The sequence below is a fragment of the Blastomonas sp. CCH1-A6 genome (genome assembly GCF_001556365.1).
Classification (GTDB): Bacteria; Pseudomonadota; Alphaproteobacteria; order Sphingomonadales; family Sphingomonadaceae; genus Blastomonas; species Blastomonas ursincola.
The window spans coordinates 1-23872 of sequence record NZ_LSIS01000188.1 but is presented as its reverse complement, the minus strand read 5'-3'; the positions used below and the strand labels follow the sequence as shown (position 1 = coordinate 23872).

General features: G+C 64.3%; 17 protein-coding genes. 10 read left to right on the top strand and 7 right to left on the bottom strand.

What is annotated here, in order from left to right; translation table 11 throughout:
- Positions 1–758 (bottom strand): hypothetical protein (locus tag AX735_RS08440; RefSeq protein ID WP_202189534.1); only part of this gene is annotated, 758 nt, incomplete at its 3' end.
- 521 nt (positions 759–1279) lie between these two features.
- Between AX735_RS08440 and AX735_RS08435 the strand changes: the two genes are divergently transcribed.
- From AX735_RS08435 to AX735_RS08405, 7 genes are all read left to right on the top strand, one after another.
- Positions 1280–4078 carry a TonB-dependent receptor plug domain-containing protein gene (locus AX735_RS08435; RefSeq protein ID WP_066278529.1) on the top strand — a complete coding sequence of 933 codons (2799 nt, stop codon included), beginning with the start codon at positions 1280–1282 and terminating at the stop codon, positions 4076–4078.
- Between the two features lie 88 nt (positions 4079–4166).
- Positions 4167–6401 (top strand): prolyl oligopeptidase family serine peptidase, encoded by a 2235-nt coding sequence (locus AX735_RS08430; RefSeq protein ID WP_066278525.1) that lies wholly within the window; start codon positions 4167–4169, stop codon positions 6399–6401.
- Between the two features lies 1 nt (position 6402).
- The gene (locus AX735_RS08425; protein ID WP_066278522.1) at positions 6403–8076 is read left to right on the top strand and encodes a DUF885 family protein; all 1674 of its coding nucleotides are present in this window, start codon (positions 6403–6405) and stop codon (positions 8074–8076) included.
- Between the two features lie 9 nt (positions 8077–8085).
- Positions 8086–8565, top strand: coding sequence for a DUF3830 family protein (locus tag AX735_RS08420; protein ID WP_066278519.1), 480 nt, complete (start codon positions 8086–8088; stop codon positions 8563–8565).
- Positions 8566–8578: 13 nt separating this feature from the next.
- Positions 8579–9478 (top strand): bile acid:sodium symporter family protein, encoded by a 900-nt coding sequence (locus AX735_RS08415; RefSeq protein ID WP_066278516.1) that lies wholly within the window; start codon positions 8579–8581, stop codon positions 9476–9478.
- 138 nt (positions 9479–9616) lie between these two features.
- Complete coding sequence (locus tag AX735_RS08410; protein WP_066278511.1) at positions 9617–10927, top strand: NAD(P)/FAD-dependent oxidoreductase; 1311 nt, start codon at positions 9617–9619, stop codon at positions 10925–10927.
- Positions 10928–10992: 65 nt separating this feature from the next.
- Positions 10993–12714 (top strand): DUF885 domain-containing protein, encoded by a 1722-nt coding sequence (locus tag AX735_RS08405; RefSeq protein ID WP_066278508.1) that lies wholly within the window; start codon positions 10993–10995, stop codon positions 12712–12714.
- A 7-nt stretch (positions 12715–12721) separates the two neighbouring features.
- Here AX735_RS08405 and AX735_RS08400 read toward each other — a convergent pair whose 3' ends face one another.
- Complete coding sequence (locus AX735_RS08400) at positions 12722–14485, bottom strand: tetratricopeptide repeat protein (RefSeq protein WP_066278500.1); 1764 nt, start codon at positions 14483–14485, stop codon at positions 12722–12724.
- Positions 14486–14687: 202 nt separating this feature from the next.
- Positions 14688–15209: a MarR family winged helix-turn-helix transcriptional regulator gene (locus AX735_RS08395; RefSeq protein ID WP_060978354.1), complete on the bottom strand. Its 522-nt coding sequence runs from the start codon at positions 15207–15209 to the stop codon at positions 14688–14690.
- Positions 15210–15557: 348 nt separating this feature from the next.
- Between AX735_RS08395 and AX735_RS08390 the strand changes: the two genes are divergently transcribed.
- The 3 genes from AX735_RS08390 to AX735_RS08380 all read left to right on the top strand — a co-directional run bounded on the left by AX735_RS08390 (position 15558) and on the right by AX735_RS08380 (position 19902).
- The gene (locus AX735_RS08390; protein WP_066278542.1) at positions 15558–16880 is read left to right on the top strand and encodes a M24 family metallopeptidase; all 1323 of its coding nucleotides are present in this window, start codon (positions 15558–15560) and stop codon (positions 16878–16880) included.
- Between the two features lie 172 nt (positions 16881–17052).
- Positions 17053–18222, top strand: coding sequence for a pyridoxal phosphate-dependent aminotransferase (locus tag AX735_RS08385; RefSeq protein WP_066278492.1), 1170 nt, complete (start codon positions 17053–17055; stop codon positions 18220–18222).
- A gap of 27 nt (positions 18223–18249) precedes the next feature.
- Positions 18250–19902: a DUF885 family protein gene (locus AX735_RS08380; protein ID WP_066278489.1), complete on the top strand. Its 1653-nt coding sequence runs from the start codon at positions 18250–18252 to the stop codon at positions 19900–19902.
- 15 nt (positions 19903–19917) lie between these two features.
- On the opposite strand, the gene AX735_RS08375 is transcribed toward AX735_RS08380, so the two are convergent.
- From AX735_RS08375 to AX735_RS08360, 4 genes are all read right to left on the bottom strand, one after another.
- Positions 19918–21054, bottom strand: coding sequence for a hybrid sensor histidine kinase/response regulator (locus tag AX735_RS08375; RefSeq protein WP_066278539.1), 1137 nt, complete (start codon positions 21052–21054; stop codon positions 19918–19920).
- The gene (locus AX735_RS08370; protein ID WP_066278487.1) at positions 21051–21617 is read right to left on the bottom strand and encodes a chemotaxis protein CheB; all 567 of its coding nucleotides are present in this window, start codon (positions 21615–21617) and stop codon (positions 21051–21053) included. The genes AX735_RS08375 and AX735_RS08370 overlap by 4 nt, the downstream gene beginning before the upstream one ends.
- On the bottom strand, positions 21614–22438 hold the full coding sequence (locus AX735_RS08365; protein WP_066278536.1) for a CheR family methyltransferase: 825 nt from the start codon (positions 22436–22438) through the stop codon (positions 21614–21616). Before AX735_RS08365 ends, AX735_RS08370 begins: the two co-directional genes overlap by 4 nt.
- The coding region (locus AX735_RS08360; protein ID WP_156447449.1) for a response regulator at positions 22438–23872 on the bottom strand (1435 nt) is incomplete at its 5' end. The genes AX735_RS08360 and AX735_RS08365, both read right to left, overlap by 1 nt.

The window sequence follows — 23872 nt, the reverse complement described above, 5'->3', positions numbered from 1 at the left end:
CCCGCCGCTGCCGTCATTTTCGGCCGCCCGGCCACCAGCCAGTCGCGAAAGCCCGCGATCGCGGCCTGAGCCGCATCGATATCAGGCAGCAGATCGGGCTGCTGCGTCGCGGCGCGCGCGCGCAGATCGGCGAACCAGCCGATCAGCCCTGCCGGCTCGACCGCGCGATAGGGCATGCCATGGCCGACCCCGTCGCCGTTCGAAAGGCTGTGAATGGCAAGATCGGCATAATCCGCCGCAACCGAATCGAGGTTGATTCGCGCCTGGGCCAGATAGGCCGGGATTGCGCGGATGCGCGCCTTGAACGCCTCGCTCTGGTCAGGCTTGAGCGGCAGGTCGGTATAAGCCAGCCGCTGCAGTTCATCGACATACATGCCCGGATCGCGCGCCCAGGGCTTGGTGATGTTCAGCGTGAAATCGGCAAGGTCCATCTGCGCGCGAACGGCAAGATAATCGACCTGCTGATGCCGGTCCCAGCGGGCGACCGCAAAGCCGGGCAACTGGGCCTGGAATTCAGCCAGTTCGGCGCGGCGCCTGGCGACGGTCTGAGGGCTGTAATCGACAATGCCGTTCACCGCCTTGGGCGTTTTCCACGCGTTGAAGCGAGCGAAGAGTGTTTCGAAATCGGCATAGGATCCGGTGCCATTGGGCGGGCCTGCAGGTTGCGCTGCCGCTGCGGCAGGTACCGTTTGGGCCAGCGCGACGCTGCCGGGCGCGGCGAGCAGAATCGCAAGAGTCGCAAGAGATGTCAGGCGCATGGGACGGTCTCCTTTCCCCATTGCCGGCACGGCGCTCTGGCCGTTGCGCGGCATCGATCGCTTAAAACGAAAAAAGCGTGAATATGGGTATAGTGTGGCGGTCGCCCGAGCTCGTCAAGCGCTGAATTGATGCTTTCGAGGCAACGGTTGCAAGGGCCTGGCGCAACAGTGGAGGCACGCCGCCGGAATCGCTCGTGATCCACTGCGACGAGACCGTTCGTCGAAAAAAATCCTACTTTTAACAATATCATGCTGATTGAACCGTACAGCGCTGCTCCCCTCGGCGCGGGGGGGCTCGCAACCGAAAATTATGCAAACCGGCCCTGAAAGATATTTTTCTTCCAGGGCGATTGACGGCTTTGCGACAATATGCTCAAAATCACGCAACTGTTCACGGGAATGATCGATCATCAGATCGGCGGTCGTGACGTTCGCAGGCGAGCGTTCATATCAGGGAGTTCAAAATGGTCATGAAGCGGGTTGGAATTCAGCGGGCGGCATTGAAGTGCGGATCGGCACTGATGCTCACTCTGGCAGCGACGAGCGCGGCTTTCGCGCAGGATCAGGCGGCGGATCAGGAGCAGGCCGATGGCGAGGCGACCGATTCGATCGTCGTCACCGGTTCGCGCATTCCGCGCCCCGATGTCGAATCGAACAGCCCGGTCAATGTCATCGGCGAAGAGGAAATCAAGCTTTCGGTCACCGTCGAAAGCGAGCAGCTGCTCAATGCGCTGCCGCAGGCCGTGGCCGGGCAGGGTGCGCAGTCGAACTCGGGCAACCTTTCGGCGACCGTCAACCTGCGCGGTCTGGGCGCGGTACGCACGCTGGTGCTGCAGAACGGCCGCCGCATCGTCGGTGCGTCGCAGGACGGCGTGGTCGACTTGAACCTGATCCCGCCCTCGCTGGTGTCGCGCGTCGAGGTCGTGACCGGCGGTGCATCGGCGGTCTATGGTTCGGACGCGATGGCCGGTGTCGTCAACTTCGTGATGAAGGACGATTTCGAGGGCTTCGAGGTCGGCGGCTTCTACGGCATCAGCGATGAAGGCGATGCAGCGCGCTACAATCTGGAATTCACCGCCGGCGGCAACTTCGCCGATGGCCGGGGCAATATCGTCTTTCACGGCAGCTATTTCGACCGTGCGCAGCTGGTCGGTGCCAAGCGCGACCATGCGATCGTGTTTCTCGCCGATGCCGTCGTCAACGGCCAGCCGACACTGGTGCCGGCGGGCAATGGCGTGACGCCGCAGGGCACGATCTTCTCGCCCCAGCTGGTGGGTCTGCGCGACCGCGCGGGCACGGCGATCGGTACCGCAGGCATCTTCTTCGCGCCCGAAGGCTGGCGCGCCTATCGCACGTCGGACGGCTTCAACGACCGCGTGTTCACCAACCTGCAGATGCCGATGAAGCGCTTGCAGGCGTCGGTTCTGGGCCATTACGACATCAACGATTCGGTCACCGCGTTCTGGGAAGGTTCGTACGTCCAGAACAAGATCAACTCGACCCTGGGTGCGGTGCCGATGAGCAGCTCGGGCTTCATCCCCGGCTTCCAGCTCGATTTGCGCAACCCCTATCTCGACCCCAGCCTGCGCGAGTTCCTGCGGGTGAACCTCGATCAGGACGGCAACAATCTGGTTCCGGTCAACATCAACCGCCGCCTGCTCGACGGCGGCAACCGCACCAGCGACCAGACGCGCGATTTCTATCGCATCGTGCTGGGGCTGAAGGGCGCGCTGACCGATCGCCTCAACTGGGAAGTCTTCTACAACCAGGGCGAGAACAAGATCGTCGACAAGCAGGGCGGCGGCGTTCTGATCGACAATTTCGCGAACAGCTTCCTGACCAACCCGGCCAATCCGTTCGATTGCGCCGTGGCGGATCCGCGCTGCGTCACCATCAATCCGTTCGGCTTCGGGTCGCTGACGCCCGAGATGCTGGCCTATATCTCGACCGACCTGACCAATATCACCAACCTCAAGCAGAGGCAGATCGGCGGTAGCGTTACCGGCACGCTGTTCTCGCTGCCGGCGGGCGATGTCGGCATCTCGGTCGGCGCAGAGTACCGCAAGGAAAGTTCGCAGTTCGATCCCGACCAGCTTTATGTCCAGGGCAAGGCGCTGTCGCGTTCGGCAGGTCTCAGCCCGACCGGCGGCTCGTTCGACGTCGCCGAGCTGTACGGCGAAATCTATGTGCCGATCCTTGCCGACACCCCCGGCTTCGAGCTGCTGGCGTTCGAAGGCGGCGCGCGCTTCTCCGACTATTCGACCGCGGGCAAGGTCTATTCGTACAAGATGGGCGGTGAATGGTCGCCGTTCCGGGGCCTCAAGTTCCGCGGTCTCTACCAGCGTGCGGTGCGTGCGCCGAACGTGGTCGAGCTTTTCTCGGGCGCGACCAACACCGCGCCGCAGGCGGTCGACTTCTGTAATGCGGATGCGGGACGCACCCAGGCGGAGCGCGACTTCTGCGTCAATTCGCTCGGCGTTCCGGCCAGCGTGATCAACGTCTTCCAGCAGGAAAACCAGCAGATCCGCGCTGTCACCGGCGGCAACCCGAATCTGCAGGAAGAAACGTCGGACACCTGGTCGGTCGGCGCGGTCATCCGCCCCGAATTCATCCCCGGCCTCCAGCTCACGATCGATTATTACAACATCAAGATCGACGACGCGATCGGATCGTTCGGTGGTGGCCTGCAGTCGGTGATCAACGCGTGCAACGCCAACCTGTCGCTGACCAACATCTTCTGCCAGCCGCTGCGCAACCGCACGCCCGACGGCCAGCTGATCGACGTGCCGCTGCTCAACGCCAATATCGCCAAGCTCGAGACCTCGGGCGTCGATTTCCGTCTCGACTATCGCTATCAGCTGCGGGAAGGCAGCAGCCTCAACTATTTCATTGCGGGCAGCTATCTGATCGAGGCGATCACGCAGGGCAGTCCGGTGGCCGCACCGGTCGACTGCGCCGGCTATATCGGCGGCGGCAGCTGCACCACGGCCAACCCGACCTGGCGCATCACGCAGCGTCTGACCTGGGATGTGGACAATTTCCAGATCTCGCTGCGTCACCGCTTCCTGCAGTCGACCAAGGATGGGCGCATTGCTGGGGCGATCGCGTCGGGCACGCCGGCTCCGCTGCTGGCGCGACCCGAGACGGGTGACGTCCATTATTTCGACCTCAGCGCCAATCTCAACGTGACCGAGAAGTTCCGTTTCTATGCCTCGATCGACAATCTGCTCGATCGCGATCCGCCCTTCTATCTGTTCGAGCGTGAGACGTTCGACGCGATCGGACGGCGTTTCACGGTTGGCTTCACCGCCAACTTCTGATTGCTAGCGCAAGGGCCGCAGCGGCATCATGTCGCTGCGGCCTATGGGCCGCCTTGTTCGGCGGCAGATCCAGACTGGGGTTGGGTTGATGAAGCGGATGGGTGCGTTGCGGTCGGCCATGGCAATGGCGGCCTTGCTGATGGCGTCGACGGCAATGGCGCAGGATCGGCCCTGGCCGCATGCTCCTGTGCATGGTGGGGCGGAAGTCGCCGGAACCTCGCTGTCGATCGACGAGCTCTATCAGCCGAAGAGCCTGATCGGTACTTCGCCCGAAGGCTATAGCTGGTCGCGCGATGGCGGCACCGTGCTGTTCCTGTGGAACGACGAGGGCTACAGCTTCCGCGACATCTGGTCCTATTCGCCGCGCACCGGCAAGAAGACGCGGCTGACCTTTCTGGGCCGTGACAGCAAGCCCGAGGCTGAAGCCAAGGGTATCTCCCAGGCGGTGATGCTCGACGATGGCCGCGTTGCCTTCACGATGGGCGGACAGCTGCATATCCGGTCCGCTGACGGCACCATCACCAAGATCGAAAGCGACAAGCAGGCGATCCGCAAGCTCGTTCTCTCGCCCGATGGCAAGAGCCTGGCCTTTATCGCGGGCAATCCTTCCGACGCGCGCAATCGCGTCACCATCGGCGGGGTGCTCTGGGTTCGCCCGAGTGCCGCAACCGAGGACAAGGCCGCTCGCCGCCTCGCCGGGTCGGATGACCCCAAGGTCTATATCGAGGACTATCGCTGGTCGGACGACGGCAAGGCGATCGCCTTCCAGCAGGCCGATGACCGCGCGATGCCCGAGCGTGATATCTTCTATCACGCCAAGGGCGAGCAGCAGAACAACCGCGTCATCCGCGCCTTTCCCGGCGACGAGACGACCAAGGCGAGCGTCGGCCATGTCGATCTGGCATCGGGCCACGTCCGCATGTTCGAGCGCCCCGATGCGAAGCACCATATCTGGGGCTTCGGCCTGTCCGGGAATGGAAAGAGGCTGTTCGTCAGCGGTTCGGACATGGAGGCCAAGGAGCACACCATCTATGTCTATGACGTGGCGAGCGGTGCGCGCGAGACCTTCTACCAGCTGCGCGAGGACAAGCATCTGCGCCCCGACTGGCAGGTGGCCTGGGCGCCGGGCGATGATGGCCTGATCATCCTGACCGATCGCGATGGCTGGCTGCATCTCTATCATCAGCGCGCCGCCGGACAGGCTCCGCGTCAGATCACCAGCGGCAAATGGGAAATCGCCAATTTCGAGGTCGATGCGGCGCGCGGCCAGATCTATTTCACCGCCAACAAATCCTATCTGTCGGATCGCCAGATCTATCGCGTGCCGGTGGCCGGCGGCGCGGTCCAGCAGGTGAGCGGTTCGGCAGCGGGAACGCACGAGCCGGTCTATGCGCCCGGCTTCCGCCATATCGCCGACTGGTACAGCAATGACAGCACGCCGCCCGAGCTGTTCGTCATCGATACCGCGAAGCCCGCCAAGCCCGTTCAGGTGACCAAGTCGCCCCAGCCCGAATTCTACAGGCAGACCTGGGCGAATATCGGCTATGCTGAGTTCCCCAGCCATGTCGACGGGGTGAACCTGGTCGCGCGGATCAGCCTGCCGGCCAATTACGATCCCACGAAGAAATATCCGGTCATCGTCGGCTCGGTCTATTCGGATGCGGTGCGCAACCAATGGGGCGGCAGGCGCGCGCACCCGACCTGGGGGCTGGACCAGTATTTCGTCTCGCAGGGCTATATCGTGCTCAACGTCAACGTGCGTGGATCATGGGGGCAGGGGCGCGACCACAACCAGACCCAGCTGCACAGCTATGGCGAGACCGATATCAACGATCTGGAAAGCGGCGTCCGCTTCCTGATCGAGAAGGGCTATGCCGACCCGAAGCGCATCGGACTGTGGGGGTCTAGCTATGGCGGGCTGATGACGATCATGTCGCTGTCCAAGAAGCCTGGCGTCTATGCGGCGGGAATTGCGGGTGCGCCTGCGACCAATGTCTGGCATGCCTATCCGGCGCAGATGTGGATCATGGGACCGCCCGATGGACCGGACATGCCTGCGCGCTACGAGGCGCAATCGGCGCTCTATCAGGCCAAGGGGATCAACGATCCGCTGATGATCATTCACGGTACGCGCGACCCGGTGGTGCTCTATTCGGACACGATCGCGCTGGCCGAGCAGATGATCGACCGCGAGCAGATGTTCGAGCTGGTGACGCTGCCCGGCGGCAACCATGCCTGGGCCAGCGACAATCTTCGCCAGGCGCGCTTTGCCTTCAAGAAGATGGCCGAGTTCTTTGACCGCAATGTCAGGAACAGGAAATAAGATGCTGAAGACGTTCGTTTCTGCGGTTCTGGCAGGCGCGATGCTGGCAGCGGCTCCGGCAGCGCTGGCGCAGGCCGAGGTGCAGCAGCTGGGGGCCGATTTCTGGGCCTGGCGCGCGACCACCCAGCCCGCGACCAGCGACGACATTCCGCGCATCGTGCGGCCCGAAGGCTGGACGCCCGACTGGTCGCCCCGCGCCGTGGCAGAGCAGCGCAAGGCGCTCGCGAATTTCGAGGCCAAGTGGAGGGCACTGGCGGACAAGCCGCAGACCGTCAGCGAGAAGGTCGATTACCGGCTTGTCGGTTCGGCGCTGTCGCGCGTCCACTGGGAGCTCGATCATGTCGCCGCGTGGCGACGCCAGCCGCATTTCTATGTCGCACAGGCGCTGGGCCCGGTGTTCGAGATACTGCTGCCGCCGCCGCCGGTCGAGGCCGCGCGGGTCGAGCAGGTCATCCGGCTGCTCGACAATGCGCCTGCGGTGCTGGCAGCGGGCCAGGCCAATCTCGACGACATGCGCGGACCCTTTGTCGATGCGGCGCTGGCGCAGATCGCGATCGTCCCGGACAGCCTGAAAGGCATGGCGAGCGGCCTTGCGCCCCATGCAGATGCTGCCCAGCGCAAGCGGCTGGATGCGGCCGTAGCCAAGTCGATCAAGGCGTTCGCCGCATTCGAAACCTTTCTCAAGAATCGTCGCGAGGCATTGCCCAGCCAGACGGCGGTGGGGGGAGAGAGCTATCGCTTTTTCCTGAGCAACGTAGCTCTCTACCCCTATACGCCCGAACAGCTTGCCCAGATGGGGCGACAGGAATGGACCCGTTCGGTGCTGTTCGAGGAGCTCGAGCGCAACCGCAATGCGGGCGTGGCAGAGCTGCCGATCGGCGCTTCGATCGATGCCGTGGTGGCCAAGCTCGCTTCGGACGAGCGCGATATTCGTGCGTTTCTGAAGGACAAGCGGCTGCTGACCGTCCCCGACTGGGCCGGGCATTACAACGCGCTGCCCTTTCCGGCCTATCTTGCGCCGATCGGATGGTTGGGCCGCACCTTCGATCTCACCGACCGCACGCGTGTCGGCCAGAACGCCACGGTCTATCTGCCCGATCCGTCGCCCAATCTGGGCTATTTCAACCTTTCGATCGCGCGCGATCCCAGGCCGATCATCGTGCATGAAGGCGTGCCGGGGCATTTCTTCCAGCTGACCCTTGGGTGGAAGCACCCCAATAAGCTGCGCCGCCATTATTATGACAGCGGGGCGAACGAGGGCACGGGCTTCTATGCCGAAGAGATGATGCTGCAGGCAGGGCTCTGGGACAATGCGCCCAAGACGCGCGAGATCATCTACAATTTCGCCCGCCTGCGCGCGCTGCGCGTCGAGGTCGACGTGAAGCTCGCCACCGGGGAATTCACCATCGCCCAAGCCGCCGACTATCTGCAGGCGATGGTGCCGATGGACCGAGAGACCGCGGAGGAGGAAGCGACCTTCTTTGCCGCCGCACCCGGCCAGGCGATCAGCTATCAGATCGGCAAGATCCAGACGACCGAGTTCCTCGCCGAGGCACGGGTGCGCGAGGGCAAGGCGTTCGATCTCAAGCGGTTTCACGACTTTCTGTGGCTGAACGGCAATGTGCCGATCGCGCTGCAGAAGGAAGAATATCTGGCCATGGTCGCCGGACAATAGGGGAGCGATATGCGCATCATCAAACTGGTCGAGCCGCAATCGGGCCTGTCCGCCCGCTGCCGGTTGCTCGACGACGCCGCGCCGGTTTCGGCCGCTTTCCTGTGGGACCTGGCCGAACGCAAGGCCGGGTTGGAGGCGATGCACGCGATCTGGACCGGGCCCGAAATCTCGGTGCCGATGCCGGCGAGCACGCTGCCACAGGGCATGGCGCAGCCCGCCATCCCGTCCGAGAACGCCACTTCCTATCCGGAGGCAGGCGACATCGTCCTGGCCTATCTGGCCGCCGGCAGTACCAAGGGACTGCCGCCCGGCGATTTCTATGACATCGGCCTGTTCTACGGCCAGGGCGGTCGGCTGCTGATGCCCTTTGGCTGGATCCAGGCCAATGTCTGCGCGCGCATCCTCGACGAGGATCTCGCCAAGGCGCAGGCCGATTGCCGCACCATCCGCCGCAACGGCGCGTGCACGCTGTCGCTCGAAACCGCCTGAGGACAGCGCGCCCATGACCTATGCCGATCTCATGGCCCTGCTGGGCAACTGGCTGCTTCCCGGATCGCTGATCGCGATCATGGCCTCGATGGGCCTGTCGCTGACGGCAGACGATTTCCGCCAGGTGTTCCGCAACCGCCGCGCGCTGATCTTCGGGGTGTGTTCGATGCTGATCGTGCCCCCGGCGATCGGCCTGACCCTGGCGCTCACTGTCGCGCCGACGGCCGCGCTCGCGGTCGGCTTCGTGCTGCTGGCGACGACACCGGGCGGCATGCTGTCGAACCTGTTCACCGACATGGCAAAAGGCGATCTGGCATTGTCGATGTCGATGACGCTGATCCTCAGCATGATCTACATCTTCGTCGTGCCCTTCTATGCGCATTTCGCGCTGCTGCATTTCATGGGGCTCGAAGCGGATGTGAACGTGCCGCTCGCCTCGTTCTTCTGGGACATTTTCTCGATCACCGTACTGCCGGCTGCGACGGGCTTTGCTGTCCGCGCATGGCAGCCCGGCTTTGCCCTGTGGTTCAAGCGCTATCTGAAGAACGTCGCGACGATCGTGCTGTTCAGCTCGTTTGCGGTCATCCTCTACGATCAGGTGCCGGTGCTGCGCGAAAATCTGGGCGCGCTGTTCTGGATCACCGTCGCGCTCAACGTGCTGATGGTCGCAGTGGTGATGACCATCGTGCGCTTTGCCGGCTTCACCCATCGCGAGAATGTCGCGATCGGCATCGAGCATCTGATGCGCCAGGAAGGCACCGCGATCTTCATCGCCGTATCGATTGTCGGCAATAACGAGATGTCGCTGCCGATGATCATGAACACGCCGGTCGCGCTGTGCGTCGTGCTCGCCTTTGTCGCCGTCGCGCGGCGCGTTGGCCCCGGCCCCGAACGACAACCTGCCACCGTCTGACCGTTTCGACCTTTTCACCGCCCTCGACTGGGCGAACAGGATAGTTGCCACCATGAACCTGATCCCATCGGCAGGCTTGAAGCGGGACATTCGCTTGTCCGCGCCTGCCGTGATCCACTCTGCCGCCAAGCTGTCGGAATGGCTGTGATGCAATATCAGCCCATTTCCCCGCGCCGACGCCCGAAAGGCCTGACCAACGCTGTCTGGACCGCCAATGCCGCGCCCGCGCCGCAGGTCGACAGCCTGGTCGGTGTGCACGATGTCGATGTGCTCGTTATCGGTGGCGGCATTGCCGGAATGACGACGGCGCTGCATCTGGCCGAGCGTAATGTCGGTGTCGCGCTGATCGAGGCCGGACAGTTCGGGGATGGCGCGACTGGTCAGAGCGGCGGCATCATCGCACCCGACTATATCCGACATACACCCGAGACGATCCGCGAGGTGCTGGGCGAGGCGGCAGGCGAGCGGCTGACCGACATGATCGGCCGATCGGGCGCGCATGTCTTCGATCTGATCCGGCAGAACGAGATCGAGTGCGACATGCGCCAGGACGGGTTCTACACGCCTGCGCATACCGAGGCGCTGGCCCAGCAGCAGCGCGACATGGCGCGGCAGTGGCAGGCGCGGGGCCACCGGGTCAGCTTTGTCGATGGCAGCCAGACCCGGGCCCTGTTCGGCACCGACCGCTATTGCGGCGCGCTGCGCTTCGAGGATGGCGGCGGGCTCAACCCCCTGGCCTTTGTGCGCGGGCTCGCGCATGTCGCGATCCGGCGCGGCGCCAAGCTCTATGCGAACAGCCCCGTGCGGCAGCTCGAGCGCAAGCAGGGCCAGTGGTTCTGCTATACCGCCAGCGGCAGCCTGCGCGCGCGGCGTGTGGTGCTGGCAGCCAATGGCGGCAATGCCGCGCTGCACCCGGCGATGCGCCGGACCTCGCTGCCGCTCAATGTCTTCCAGTTCGCCTCGATGCCGCTCGATCCCGCGCAGCGCCAGGTGATCCTGCCGCGGGGCGGGGCGTTTACCGACAAGATGCCCTATCTCTTCACGGCCCGGCTCGACGGCCTCGGCCACCTCGTCTCGGCCTTTCCGATGTCCTATGCGGTCAATGGCGAGAAGGCCCTGTATCGCGAGGCCCAGAGGCGGTTGAAACAGTATTTCCCGGCCATGCCCGATCCGCAGATCGATTATCTCTGGCATGGTCTTGCCTGGGTCAACACCTCGTTCCTGCCCGAAATCTACGATCTGGGCGATGATGCCATCGCGATCCAGGCATGCAATGGGCGCGGGCTCGCGACCAACACGGTGATCGGATCGGAAGTCGCCACCATGCTCGCGACCGGTGACGCGGATGCGCTGTCGGTTCGTCCGCGCGCGCCTGTTCCGGTGCGGTTCCATGCCGGTGCATCGCTGCTGCCCAGGTTGCTGATGTCGATGGCCTATCTCACCAATTGAGTTCCATGCGCCTTTCACCCTCCCTTGATGGAAGGCCATGGCCGGTCGGGGCGCGGGCAGGTCGATTGGCCCGCGCCCTGGCCATCGCAGGCGCCGCCTGGCTGGCCTGCGGATCGGTGTCGGCGCAGCCGGCATTCGCCGAGATCGTCGCGCAGTACGAGCGCTTTTCCGCCGATCATCCGATGGAGGCAGGGCGATCGGACCCTGCGCGCGCGCGCGAAGGCTGGCCTGACGAGACGCTCGAGGGCATGGCCCGGCGGCGCGCCGCGCTGCTGGACCTGGCCGAGCAACTCGACAGGCTGGATGACGCCGCGCTGACCGAGGCCGAACGGACCGACCGTCGCTATCTGCGCGCGCTGATCGGTTGGCGGATCGAGGGCATCGATTTCGACGAGCGCCGCTTTGCCTTTGTCGCGCACGAAGGCTTCTACAACACGCCCTATGCGGTGGCACGCGGGCTCGACATCCGATCGCAAGCCGATGCACGCGCTTGGGTACAGCGGATGCGCGGCATTACCCGCTATTTTGCCGAGCAGCGTGCCAATCTCGAGCGCGGCGTCGCCACGGGCTGGACCAATCCGGCCCCGGTGATCGATGTCGCGGTCGCCATCCTGCGCAAGCAGATCGCCGTGCCGATCGCCGACGATCCGATGCTCGGCCCGCTCAAGGCCTGTCCCGCGCTCCTCGCCGAGGCGCAGGCGCTGATCAGCAGCGATATCCGTCCGGCGCAGGTCGCGATGCTCGCCTATATCGTCGGGCCCTATCGGGCGGCGGCACGCAAGGAGCTGGGCATCGCAGCGGTGCCGGGCGGGCGGGCCTATTATGATTTCCTGCTGCGCTATTACACGACGACCGATCTTTCGGCCGAAGAGATCCACGCACTCGGCCTGTCGGAGGTCGAGCGCATCCGCGGCGAGATGGACAAGGTCATCGCCGCTACCGGCTTTACCGGGAGCTTTGCCGAATGGCTGCATTTCCTGCGCACCGATCCGCGCTTCTATGCGACCAGTCGCGAAGGGCTGATCGAGAAATATGCGGCGGCCTCGAAGCGGATCGATGGCGTGCTGCCGCGCTATTTTTCGGTCCTGCCGCGCCAGCCGTTCACTATCGTGCCGGTCCCGCCAGAGCTCGAAGAGGGCTATACCACCGCGCGCGGCGGCGGCGGCGGCGATTTCGCCAAGGGTTTTGCCGGAACTTTCGTCGTCAACACCTCGCATCTCGATCAGCGCCCGCTCTACGAGGTCCCGGCGCTCAGCCTGCACGAGGCGGCCCCTGGCCATCACACCCATGGCGCGTTGACCAACGAGAACCCGGCGCTGCCCTCGTTTCGCCGCTCCCGCGATCTGCTCGCCTTTCGCGAGGGCTGGGCGCTCTATGCCGAGCGCCTGGGGCACGAAATGGGGGTATATCGCGACGGCTATGAGGCGTTCGGCAGCCTGTCGACCGAGATGTGGCGCGCCTGTCGGATGGTGGTCGATACCGGCATCCATGTCATGGGCTGGGACTATGCCCGCGCGCGCCGATGCTTCGAGGAGAATACCGCGCTCGCCGATATCAATATCGACAGCGAGCTCGCGCGCTATATCGGTGCTCCCGCCGGGGCGGTGGCCTACAAGGTCGGGGAGTTGCGCATCATCGCAATGCGCGCGCGGGCGGAAAAGGCGCTGGGGGCGCGGTTCGACATCCGCGCCTTCCACGACCTCATCCTTGCGCAAGGCCAATTGCCGATGACCCTGCTCGAACAGACGGTCGATCACTGGATCTCTAAGCAGACCGCCGGTCGCTGATCCGCCCTCAGCCGGACGGCACGATATCGAAGGCGATGGTGGTGCGGTGCTGGGTGTCCGCAAAGGGCACGGTGCCGTGATAGAAATAGGACGGGAACAGTACCAGCAGGCCCGGTTGGGGGCGGACCATGTGCAGGATCTGTTCGCGGTCGCCCAGGTTCAGTCCGGTCTCGCCGAACTTGAGCCAGCCACTCTGCCCGTCGCCGACCGCGGGCGGTACCGCGACATAATAGACCGCGCTGATCCAGCCTTCGGGATGGATATGGTTGCTGTGATGACCTCCGCTCGACAGCCGCACCGACCAGGAGCCTGAAAAGGCAAAGCCGGCGGATTTGCGGGCCAGGAACGGATGGCTCGCATCGTCCGGCAGCGCGGCAATATGGCGCTCCACCGCCTGCCGGATCATTTCGCGCACCGTGACGATCTCGGGCAGTTCGCGCGCGAAAAGGTCGTCGGTGGTCTGCGTACCGCCGCGCAGCGTCTGTTCGAGCGGCGCGGTGCGGGCCGTGTGCAGCGTGCCCAGCGCCACATCGAGCGCGCGGTTGAAACCAGGTCCGTCGCCACCGGGCGGCGTCAGCATCGCGGTGCCGATCAGCCTGGGATCGATCAGCCAGTGGAATCGCGCGTCTCCGGTCAGCCGCCAGCTCAGGCCTTGCAGCGCCAGCGCCTGCTGGTCATGAGCGTCATCGTCGAGCCGGGTCGCGATGCGCAGCATCGCCTCGCCGATCCGGTCGGTAATGATCAGACAGCGTGCCGATTCGCGCAGCGTCGGCGGGTGGCGCGGCTCGATCTCCAGCGCCGCCTCGAACGCCGCAAAGGCACGATCGGGTTCGCCGCAAGACCAGCATGCCTGGCCGAGCCGAAAGCGCAGGTTGGCACCCCCGACGCCCCGCGCGGCGGCATCGGCCAACAGCGCCGCCGCCGCTCGAGCCTCCCCGGCCAGCGTGAGCCGCTCTGCCAGCCCACATAACAACCCGGCGTCGTCCGGGGCCTCCACCAAAGCATCGCGGTAGCTGGCAACATGGCCATCGCGGTCGCCTTGCTGCCAGAGCAGGCGGCTGAGCGAATCGTGCAGATCGACATCGCTGGGCGCAAGCGCGATGGCGCGCCGATAGGCCGCAGCCGCCTCTTCCATCCGGCCCAGATCCTGCAGGCAATGGCCGCGATTATAGTGGATGCGCGGGTCATCGGGGGAAAGTGCGGCGCTGCGATCGAACAGCGGCAGAGACTCTTCGGGACGCCCCGCGAGCCGCAGCGCGACGGCCAGATTGTGCAACCACGGGCCGTGATCCGGCTGAAGCCTCAGGGCCCTGCCATAGGCCATGACCGCCTGCGCCTGATCGCCCATTGCAGCAAGTGCCTGACCCAGCACGGCCCAAGCGCGGGCCGAACCAGGCTGCGCGCGCACCAGGGCGGCCATATGCTCCGCCGCTTGCGATGCCCTGCCGAGCGCGATCAGCGCAAGCGCCCGGTTGATATCGGCATCGGCATAATCGGGCTTGAGCGCGAGCGCCTTGCCATAGGCCTCCAGCGCCTGCTCCTGCTGGCCCGTCGCCGCACAAGCGTTGCCGAGATTGTTGAGAACATGGGGCTGGCGCGGCTCGACGGCCAGCGACTGCCGAAACAAGGCGATCGCCGCAGGTTGGTCGCCCAGCTGGCGCGCCAGCATGCCGAGCAGCTGCAACACGTCGGGGTCGCGAGGCGATGTCGTGCGCAGATGCTCGAGCAGGGCCCGCGCCTCGTCGAGCCTGCCGGACCGCGCCGATGCCATGGCCCGAGCAAGCGCATTAGGGTCGGCGCGCGATGATCGTGTCTGTTGCAAACTCGTTTCCGCCGCTGCTTGCCCTGGCATCTGGAGCCGTGCGAGCAGAAACAGCAGCTTTGATCGCGCCGGTCAACGGCTTCACAGCAAAATTCACATGCAAATGCACATGATTCGGGCGACCAAGGGTCGCGGCCGAACCGCGCGGAGACTATTCGATCGGCAGCTTGCTGAGATTGTCGCTGATCTTCTTGAGCGTCCGAAGCAGGTGCGCGATGTCGCGGTTGCTGATGCCCACCATCGCGCGCGAGAATTGGCGTCCTACGATCGGGGTCAGCTTGCGCAGCGTCTGCTGGCCGGCGGGGGTCAGGGTGACCTCAGTAATCCTGTTGTCTTCGGGGTTGGGCTCTGTCGATACGAGCCCCTGTTCGACCATGCGGTCGATGATCCGGCTGATCGTCGATCTTTTGGTGAGCGCCGCCTCGGCAATCGCACCGATGCTGGCGGGCTGCTGTTCGCGCAATACCGTCATCACACGATAAATCGGCTTGGACACGCCATGCTTGTGCAGCACCTTGTCCATGTCTTCGTGATATTTGAAATCGGCATGCGCCATCAGATAGAAAGGCGAGTTTTCCAGGCGGAATGTCGGGTTGCTCGGGTCATATTCGCCGCGATTTTCCACCTGCTCCCCTTCCTGACGTACCGTTGCTGCTGCCGAGCTTGCGTTCATGTTTTCTCAAAAGCCTCGATTGATCAAGCGGTTCCATCGCAATGGACCGCCAAGGGGATCGAACTAGCCGAATACATGTGTATTTGCACTGAGTTATGACAGCCGTGTGGAAGAAAATGCCTGTCGCTGCCAATAGTTTTGTTGCTGGCAGGGGGCCTGCGGCCCCAATGCTGCAAGCCGTTCACGCGCCTCGGGCCCGGGCGAGCGTGAACCCCTGCATTCCTCGTCCAGAGCGGTGGAATGAGGCCGCGCAATAAAATTGACAAAAATCGTGTGAAGTTGAATGTATCTGCGGTGAAGTACGGGGCAGGCGACAGGTTCTGATCCCGGAGGCTGGAGGAGATGCGCATGGCGTTCGGACGGTGGGGACTGGGTTTTGGCGCTGCGGCGGTGCTGCTGGCTGCGGCGACGCCTGCAACCGCGCAGGAAGCCCGCCAGCGCTGGGAACAGCTGTGCCAGATTCGCAAGGACAAGCTCGACCTGATTCTGCCCGAAGCGATGCGCGAAAACCGAATCGACATGTGGATCGTCGCTTCGCGCGAAGGACATGATGATCCCAATGCGATGCTGCTGGGCGGCGGCTATGTTGGCGATATCGGTTATTATGTGTTCACCGATCGCGGCGAGGGGCGGATCGAGCGGGCCGCGTTCGGCATTGGCGGTGCGGCGTTCGATCAGTGTCCGCTCTATGACCTGCGCAGGTCGCCCGCAGACCTCAAGGCATTCATCGCCGAGCGCAATCCGAAGCGGATCGGCGTCAATATCGCCTCCGAGATCGGTACGGCGGACGGTCTCAGCCATTCGCTTCACCAGAAGTTGGTCGAAACGCTGGGGCCGGAATTGGCGCAGCGGCTCGTCCCGGCGGAAAAGCTCGTGTCCGATTTCCGCTCGCGCCATGCTGCCAGCGAAATCGCTGCCTTTGCCCGCGCGGGCGAATTCTCGCGCACCATCGCCGAGCGCGCGCTCTCGAACGAGGTGATCACGCCGGGCAAGACCACCACGGGCGAGGTCGCCTGGTGGATGATGGAGGAACTGCACAAGCAGGGCCTGGGCAACAGCTTCGGCATCCCCAGCATCTACATTCTTGGTCCCGGTCCGCGCGGGCCCGTGTCGGGCGATCATGTCATCCAGCATGGCGACCTGATCACGATGGACTGGGGCGTGAATTTCCTTACCGCCTATACCGACATGAAGCGCATGGCCTATGTGCTGAAGCCCGGCGAGAATGCGCCGCCGCCAGGCGTCCAGCGCGCCTTCGACAAGGCGCGCGAGATCCGCCAGATGATCCTCGAGGTGATCCGCCCCGGCGTTACCGCAGGCGATGCGCTGGCCGCAGTGAACCGTCGCGTGGCCGAGACCCCTGGGCTGGCGCTCGGTAGATATGACGATCCTGTGGCCGATCCCAAGGTGTCCGATGTGGTGATCGGCAGCCACTCGGTGGGCGATCTGGGGCACGGGTCTGGACCGTCGATGGCCGAATTCAATCCGCTGCGCATGACCTACACGCTTCGGCCCGGCAATTTTCTGTCGATCGAGCTGTTCCTCTACACGCCCGTTCCCGAATGGGGTACGCGCAAGATCAAGATTCCGCTCGAGGACAATGGCGTGGTGACCCAGCGCGGCTTCGAATGGACCGCCCCGCCGAACAATCGCATCCTGTTGGTCAAGTGATCCGGCAGCGCGCACGCAGCTTTGCGGCCATATGCGTGTCAGCATGATGCGGGCATGATCGCACGCGGCTTGCGGGCCGCCGGGCAGGAATATCGGCCCCGACGAAGTTAGAGCTTGAAATGTTACATATCACGCAATTATGCATATGTCTGCACAGCAGCGGAGAGCAATAATGAAATGGCCGGCACAGCGCCTCGCATCGGGATCGAAGAAGAGTTTCGGCATGTACGACGAGGCTGCGAAACTCGACGCTGCGGGGGTTGATCTCATCCATCTGGAATTCGGGCGGCCGCATGCCGATACGCCCGACCACATCAAGCAGGCGACCAAGGCCGCGCTCGACGCTGGCATAGTCCATTATGGTGATTTTCGCGGCACGCTCTCCTTTCGCCAGGCGCTGGTGAAGAAACTGCGCGATTTCAACAAGCTCGATTACGGCGTCGATGAGGTGCTGGTGACCAACGGGCTCACCCATGCCTCGTTTGCGGCGTTCATGGCCGCGATCGATCCGGGCGACGAGGTGATCCTGCTCGACCCCTATTATCCGCAGCATATCGGCAAGACCCAGCTTGCCGGGGGCAAGGTGGTTATCGCGCATCTCGACGAGGCCAACGGCTTTGCCATTACGAAAGAGGCGATCGCAGCCAAGATCACCGAAAGGACGCGGATGATCGTGCTGATCAACCCGGCCAATCCCACGGGGCGCGTCTATACGCGGGCAGAGCTTCAGCATATCGCCGATCTGGCGATCGAGCACGACCTGCTCGTACTCTCGGACGAGGTGTACGAATACATCACCTATGACGGCGCAGAGCATGTCAGCATCGCCAGCCTGCCGGGCATGCGCGAGCGGACCATCACCTGCTTCGCCTTCACCAAGGCCTATTCGATGGATGGCTGGCGCGTGGGCTATGTGACCGCCGATGCGCGGCTGATGCCCGCGATCCTGACCATCGCGATGACCGACGTCACCCATGTCAACGTGTTCGTGCAGGAAGGCGCGCGCGCCGCCGTCGAAGGGCCGCAGGAGCCGATGCTGGCGATGGTCGAGGCTGATCGGCGCAAGCGCGACATCGTCGTGCAGGCGCTGAACCAGATGCCCGGCGTTACCTGCGCCGCGCCTGAGGCCACCATCTACGCTTTTCCCGATATCAGCGGCACGGGCCGAAGCTCGCAGGATATCGCGATGGCGATCCTGCAGGAAGCGCATGTCGTGGTCGAGGCGGGAAGCTTTTACGGACCCGGCGGGGAAGGGCATCTCCGCGTCTGCTTCGGGTCCGAATCCGAGGTGCGGATCGTCGAGGCGATGGAGCGCCTGGGCCGCTTCTTCAACGCACTTTAAGTCAGCGACATATCAGGGAGAGACAGCATGAAGCGGAACTGGCGTCACTGGGCTGCGCTGCTGGCGCTCCCGCTCCTTGCTCCGGTTGTCGCGCAGCCGGTCGCCGCGCAGACCGAGCAACCGGCATCGGGCTATGCCGCGCTGCTGGCGCTCTATGACGAGTTCCGCGCGCTGACGGTGCCCGAAATGGTGCGCGGCGTGCCCGATTACACGCCCGCCGCGATGCAGCGCCAGGCCGAGCACCTGGCGAGCTTGCAGCAGCGGCTCCGCACCATCGACGACAGCGCCTGGCCGATCGCCGAGCGGGTCGATTACATGGTCGTACTGGCGGAAATGCGCGGGCTCGAGTTCCAGCACCGCGTGATGCAGCCGTGGAAGCGCGACCCGGCCTTTTACAGCACCACCAATCTGGGCTTCGGCCCGAAGATGCACGGGGCGTTCGGCATTCCCGAGCTTCCGCTCAAGGGCGATGCACTGAGGCGGTTCAAGGCCAGCCTCGGCGCGGTGCCTGCGGCGCTGCGCCAGGCGCGCATCAACCTGACCGATCCGCGCGGTGACCTGGCCCGGCTCGCCATCGTGCAGAAACAGGTCGAGATCAACGTCTTTGCCGAACTTGCTGCGCGCGCCGCGAAGGAGCAGCCCGATCTGGTGCAGCCGGCGAAGCGGGCGCAGGCGGCGGCAGCGGAATTCAAGGCCTGGCTGGAATCGATCGAGGCGGGGCTTCCGGCGCATGGCGGGGTCGGCAAGGAAAATTACGCCTGGTATCTCAAGAACGTCCTGCTGCTGCCCTATACGCCCGAAGAGGTCGAGACGATCGGCGAGCGCGAATATCAGCGCCAGGTCGCGTTTCTCAAGATCGAGGAGCATCGCAACCGTGCGATCCCGATGCCCGAACCGGTGAAGACCCGCGCCGAGTTCGATACCAAGCGCAAGGCCGAGGACGAGCACCTGCTCAAGCAATTGCGCGAAGGCCAGTGGGTGACCATTCCCGATTATGTGCAGCACGATCCCGAAGAGGGGCCCTATGTGTTCCCGTTCGAGCGCGATCCTTCCAAGCCCGGCCTGTTCGACCCGCCGCTCAACCTGCATTTCTTCTTCCAGGCCGAGTTTCGCGATGGCCTGCCGCTGCGCGCGCACAATCTGCCAGGCCACATGTTCGATGGCCTTCAGGCGGCGCGCGATACGCGTCCCATTCGCGGCAAGCCGCGGCTGTTCTTCGTCAACGGGCTGCGCAACGAGGGCTGGGCCTTCTATCTGGAAGAGATGATCCTGCAGGCCGGCATGCTCGAGGACCGGCCCAAGACGCGCGAGATCGACTATATCCTGGGCGCCAAGCGCGCCGCGCGGGTGCTGCCCGAGATCCGCATGCAGGCCAATGAATGGACCTGGAAGCAGGCAAACGAGTCGCTGGTGGCGCGCACGCCCAAATGGATGAAGCCCGGCGACGCGGTGGCGCAGTTCGATATCGAGCTGTACCTGCGCCAGCCCGGCTATGGCATCGGCTATTACATGGGCAAGGTCGAGCTGGAAAAGCTGCTGGCCGAGGTTGCGATGCAGCAGGGCGAAGCGTTCGACATCAAGGCCTTTCACGACCGTTTCCGCGCTGCGGGATCGATCCCGATCTCGCTGATCCGCTGGGAGATGACGGGCCGGGACGACGAGGTTCGGACGATGCGCTGACGCACCGCGTCCCGGTCAGGCCAGCGGCAGCCAGACCTCGAAGCTGCTGCCTTCGCCCGGCGCGCTGCGCGTGAGCAGGATGCGCCCGCCATGGAGTTCGACGAGCTGCTTGACGAGCGCCAGGCCGATACCGAGGCCTTCCTGGTTCATCCGGCCATCGGGTGCGACCTGCGCGAAAATGTCGAAAATCCGTCCCTGCTGTTCGGGTGCGATACCGATGCCGTTATCGGCGATCTCGATCTTGGCCCACCGATCCTCTGACCTCAAGCTGACGCGAATATCACCGCCATTGGGGGTGTAGCGCGCGGCGTTGCTGATGAGATTGCCGACGATCTGGGTGACGCGCGCATGGTCGCCGCGCAGCCTGACCGGGTCATCGGGCAGTGCAAGGTGCAGGCGGTGCCCCGCCGAATCGATGATCGGCTGCACCGTCTCGATGGCAAAGCCGATAACGTCCTGCAGCAGCAGTTCCTCGTGCCGCAGCGAGATCTTGCCCTGCTCGATGCGCGAGATGTCGAGCAGGTCCTCGACCAGCCGGGTCATGTGGCTGAGACTGCGGTTCATCGCGCTGCGGATCTCGGGAACCGCGTCGGTGCCTTCGCGCCGCTCGAGCAGCCTCAGCCCCGCGACCAGCGCCATGATCGGGTTGCGCAGCTCGTGCGCCAGCACCGCGAGAAAGCGGTTCTTCTGTGCGTCGGCCGCCTGCAGCTCGAGCCCCATCGCGGCCAGGCTGTCGCGCTGCTTCGCGATCTGGCGCCGCTGGTTATAGAGCTCGAAGAAGACGTTGGCCTTGGAGCGCAGGATATCGGGTTCGATCGGCTTCTGGATGAAGTCGACCGCGCCCGCCTCATAACCGCGAAACCGGCGCGCGGTATCGCCGCTGCCGGCGGTGACGAAGATGATCGGCACGTGGCGCGAGCGCTCGCTGCCACGCATGAGCTCGGCCAGTTCGAACCCGTCCATGCCGGGCATCTGCACGTCGAGCAGCGCCAACGCATAATCGTGGACCAGCAGCAGTTCGAGCGCCTCTTCGCCGCTCGATGCCTTGTGGCACTCCAGACCATCGGATTTGAGCAACGCTTCGAGCGCGACAAGATTTTCCGGCAGGTCGTCGACCAGCAGGCATTTGATGGGGTCGAAGCTGCCGGTCATGCCGCGGCCCAATCGCGCAACTGGCTGACGATGTCCGCAAAGCTCATCGCCCGGGCCGAGGGGCAGGCGGCGAGCGCGGCGGACGGCATGGTCGATACCTCGGCGGTCACAGGGTTTTCGACCAGTGCGATCCCTCCCGCCGCGCCGACCGCCCTCAGGCCGTCGGCACCGTCATGGTTCGCTCCGGTCAGAACGATACCTGTCAGCGCCGGGCCATAGGCATCGGCGGCGGATTCGAACAGGACATCGATGGCCGGGCGCGAATGGTTGACCGGTTCCTCCGAAGACAGCGCAAGCGTTCCGCCTTCCTCGACCAGCAGGTGATAATCCGCAGGTGCGAAATAGATCGTGCCCCCCATCGCCATTTCCTTGTCCTCGGCTTCCTTGACCTGAAGTGCGCATTTGGCGGCCAGCAGCTGGACCAGGGCATTGTCCCGGCGCGGCGGGACATGAACGACAACGAAAATGGGGCAGGGAAAGTTTCCGGGCAGGGCCGGAAGAATCTGCGATAGCGCCTGCACGCCTCCCGCCGATGCACCGATCACCACCGCCTTGCCGGTCATGTCAGGCCCCGCTGGTAGATCTTCTCGTCCGCAACGAACTCGCTGAATGCACCGGCATGCGCGCTGAATCGCAGGCTCTCCTTCGAGCCCAGCCCGAGGAATCCGCGCCGGGCAAGCGAGTCCTTGAACAATCCGATCGCCCGGTTCTGCAGCTCGCGGTTGAAATAGATCAGCACGTTGCGACACGAAATCAGGTGCATCTCGCCGAACACGCTGTCGGTGACCAGGCTGTGATCAGAAAAGACGACCTGATTGCGCAGCGACTTGTCGAACACCGCGCGGCCATAATCGGCGGTGTAATAATCGGACAGCGAGGTCAGGCCGCCCGCCTTCTGGTGGTTCTCGGTGAACAGCCGGATCTGTTCGAGCGGATAGACGCCGGCCTCGGCGGCCTTCAGCGCATTGGGGTTGATGTCGGTCGCATAGAACATCGTCTTGTGCGCAAGGCCTTCCTCGCGAAACAGGATCGACAGCGAATACAGTTCCTCGCCATTGCTGCATCCGGCCACCCAGACCTTGAGCGAAGCATAGGTGCGCAGGTGCGGGATCACTTTCTCGCGCAGCGCGCGAAAATAGGAGGGGTCGCGGAACATCTCGCTGACCTGCACGGTGAGATAGTTCAGCAGGCGCGGCAGCATGGTGCGGTCGTGCAGCACATCGGACTGCATTGCCGATATGCTGTCATAGCCCAGTTGCTTGCGCGCATGCAGCAACCGGCGTTTCAGCGAGGCGCGCGCATAGTTGCGGAAGTCATAGTGATAATGCTGGTACATCGCCTCGAGCAGCAGCTCGATCTCGATATCCTCGATATTCTCGGCCATCAGCGCGGCATCCACACGCGCACCAGCGACAGCAGCTTGTCGACGTCTATGGGCTTGGCCATATAATCATTCGCACCGGCGTCCAGGCAGTTCTGCTGGTCATCGGGCATCGCCTTGGCGGTGAGCATGATGATCGGCAGCTTCGCCCATTTCGCTTCGCTGCGGATGGTGCGCGCGGCGGTCAGCCCGTCCATCACCGGCATCATCACATCCATCAGCACCAGGTCGATCGCCTTTTCAGGATCCTCGCCCGCCGCTTCCAGCGCGGTGATCGCCTCCTGGCCGTTGCGTGCGATCTGGGTCACCACACCCCGCGGTTCGAGCACGCTGGTCAACGAATAGACGTTGCGCACATCGTCCTCGACGATGAGGATACGGCGGCCTTCGAGCGCGGCGTCGCGGTGGCGCGCCTTCTCGATCATCTTGCGCTGTTCGGGCGGCAGATCGGCGACAACCTGGTGCAGGAACAGCGACACCTCGTCGAGCAGCCGCTCGGGCGATTTCGCCCCCTTGATGATGATCGAACTCGAATAGCGCCGCAGCCGCTGTTCCTCGTCGGCGGTCAGTTCGCGCCCGGTATAGACGATCACCGGCGGGAAGGCATGGGCCTCGTCGGCGCTCAGCTCCTCGAGCACTGCAAAGCCCGAGGCATCGGGCAATGAAAGGTCAAGCACGACGCAATCGAACGTCTCGCTGCGCAGCCGCTCGAGGCAATCGGCGGCGGTGCCGACGCCCACGGTCTCGACATCCTGCGACTTGAGCAGCTGTCCGACCGCTTCGCGCTGCACGGCGTCATCCTCGACGATCAGCACGCGGCGCATGCGCGAGGCAAGCTTGGCCTGAAGCGTTGCCAGCACTTCGGCCAGCTCGTCGCGCCGCGCGGGCTTGCCGAGAAAGCCGACCGCGCCCAGCGCCAGCGCCGTCGGGCCCTGATCCGCACCCGAGATGACATGGATCGGGATATGCCGCGTTTCGTCCCGATGCTTGAGCTGATCGAGCACGGTCAGGCCCGATTGGTCGGGCAGGCCGATATCGAGCACGATTGCGTGCGGGCGATATTCGCCGGCAAGCGCGATCGCGTCCTGCGCGGTGCTGGCGACGATGCACTGAAAGCCCATCTCGCGCGAAAGTTCGCAGACGATGTCGGCAAAGGTCGCATCGTCCTCGATCACCAGCAGCAGCTGCTTGCCTTCGGTCAGCGCAGCGCGGTCATCGGCAGCGACGCTCGGGACTGCGGCGGCGGGCCTTGCTGCGCGCGGCTTCGGAGCAGGGGCGGGCGAGGGCAGGGCGGGCGCTGCGACGGGTGCGAGCTGTCGTGCGGGCACCATCGCGGCGTCGTAAATGACGGGAATGGTGAGCGTGAAGCAGCTGCCTTCGCCGACCTTGCTTTCCAGGCTGATCTTGCCGCCGAGCAACCGCGCCAGTTCGCGCGAA

Coding starts and splice junctions, on each gene's coding strand:
- AX735_RS08435 (WP_066278529.1), top strand. CDS start 1,280: ATGCTCACTCTGGCAGCGACGAGCGCGGCTTTCGCGCAGGATCAGGCG.
- AX735_RS08430 (WP_066278525.1), top strand. CDS start 4,167: ATGAAGCGGATGGGTGCGTTGCGGTCGGCCATGGCAATGGCGGCCTTG.
- AX735_RS08425 (WP_066278522.1), top strand. CDS start 6,403: ATGCTGAAGACGTTCGTTTCTGCGGTTCTGGCAGGCGCGATGCTGGCA.
- AX735_RS08420 (WP_066278519.1), top strand. CDS start 8,086: ATGCGCATCATCAAACTGGTCGAGCCGCAATCGGGCCTGTCCGCCCGC.
- AX735_RS08415 (WP_066278516.1), top strand. CDS start 8,579: ATGACCTATGCCGATCTCATGGCCCTGCTGGGCAACTGGCTGCTTCCC.
- AX735_RS08410 (WP_066278511.1), top strand. CDS start 9,617: ATGGCTGTGATGCAATATCAGCCCATTTCCCCGCGCCGACGCCCGAAA.
- AX735_RS08400 (WP_066278500.1), bottom strand. CDS start 14,485: ATGGCATCGGCGCGGTCCGGCAGGCTCGACGAGGCGCGGGCCCTGCTC.
- AX735_RS08395 (WP_060978354.1), bottom strand. CDS start 15,209: ATGAACGCAAGCTCGGCAGCAGCAACGGTACGTCAGGAAGGGGAGCAG.
- AX735_RS08390 (WP_066278542.1), top strand. CDS start 15,558: ATGGCGTTCGGACGGTGGGGACTGGGTTTTGGCGCTGCGGCGGTGCTG.
- AX735_RS08385 (WP_066278492.1), top strand. CDS start 17,053: ATGAAATGGCCGGCACAGCGCCTCGCATCGGGATCGAAGAAGAGTTTC.
- AX735_RS08380 (WP_066278489.1), top strand. CDS start 18,250: ATGAAGCGGAACTGGCGTCACTGGGCTGCGCTGCTGGCGCTCCCGCTC.
- AX735_RS08375 (WP_066278539.1), bottom strand. CDS start 21,054: ATGACCGGCAGCTTCGACCCCATCAAATGCCTGCTGGTCGACGACCTG.
- AX735_RS08370 (WP_066278487.1), bottom strand. CDS start 21,617: ATGACCGGCAAGGCGGTGGTGATCGGTGCATCGGCGGGAGGCGTGCAG.
- AX735_RS08365 (WP_066278536.1), bottom strand. CDS start 22,438: ATGGCCGAGAATATCGAGGATATCGAGATCGAGCTGCTGCTCGAGGCG.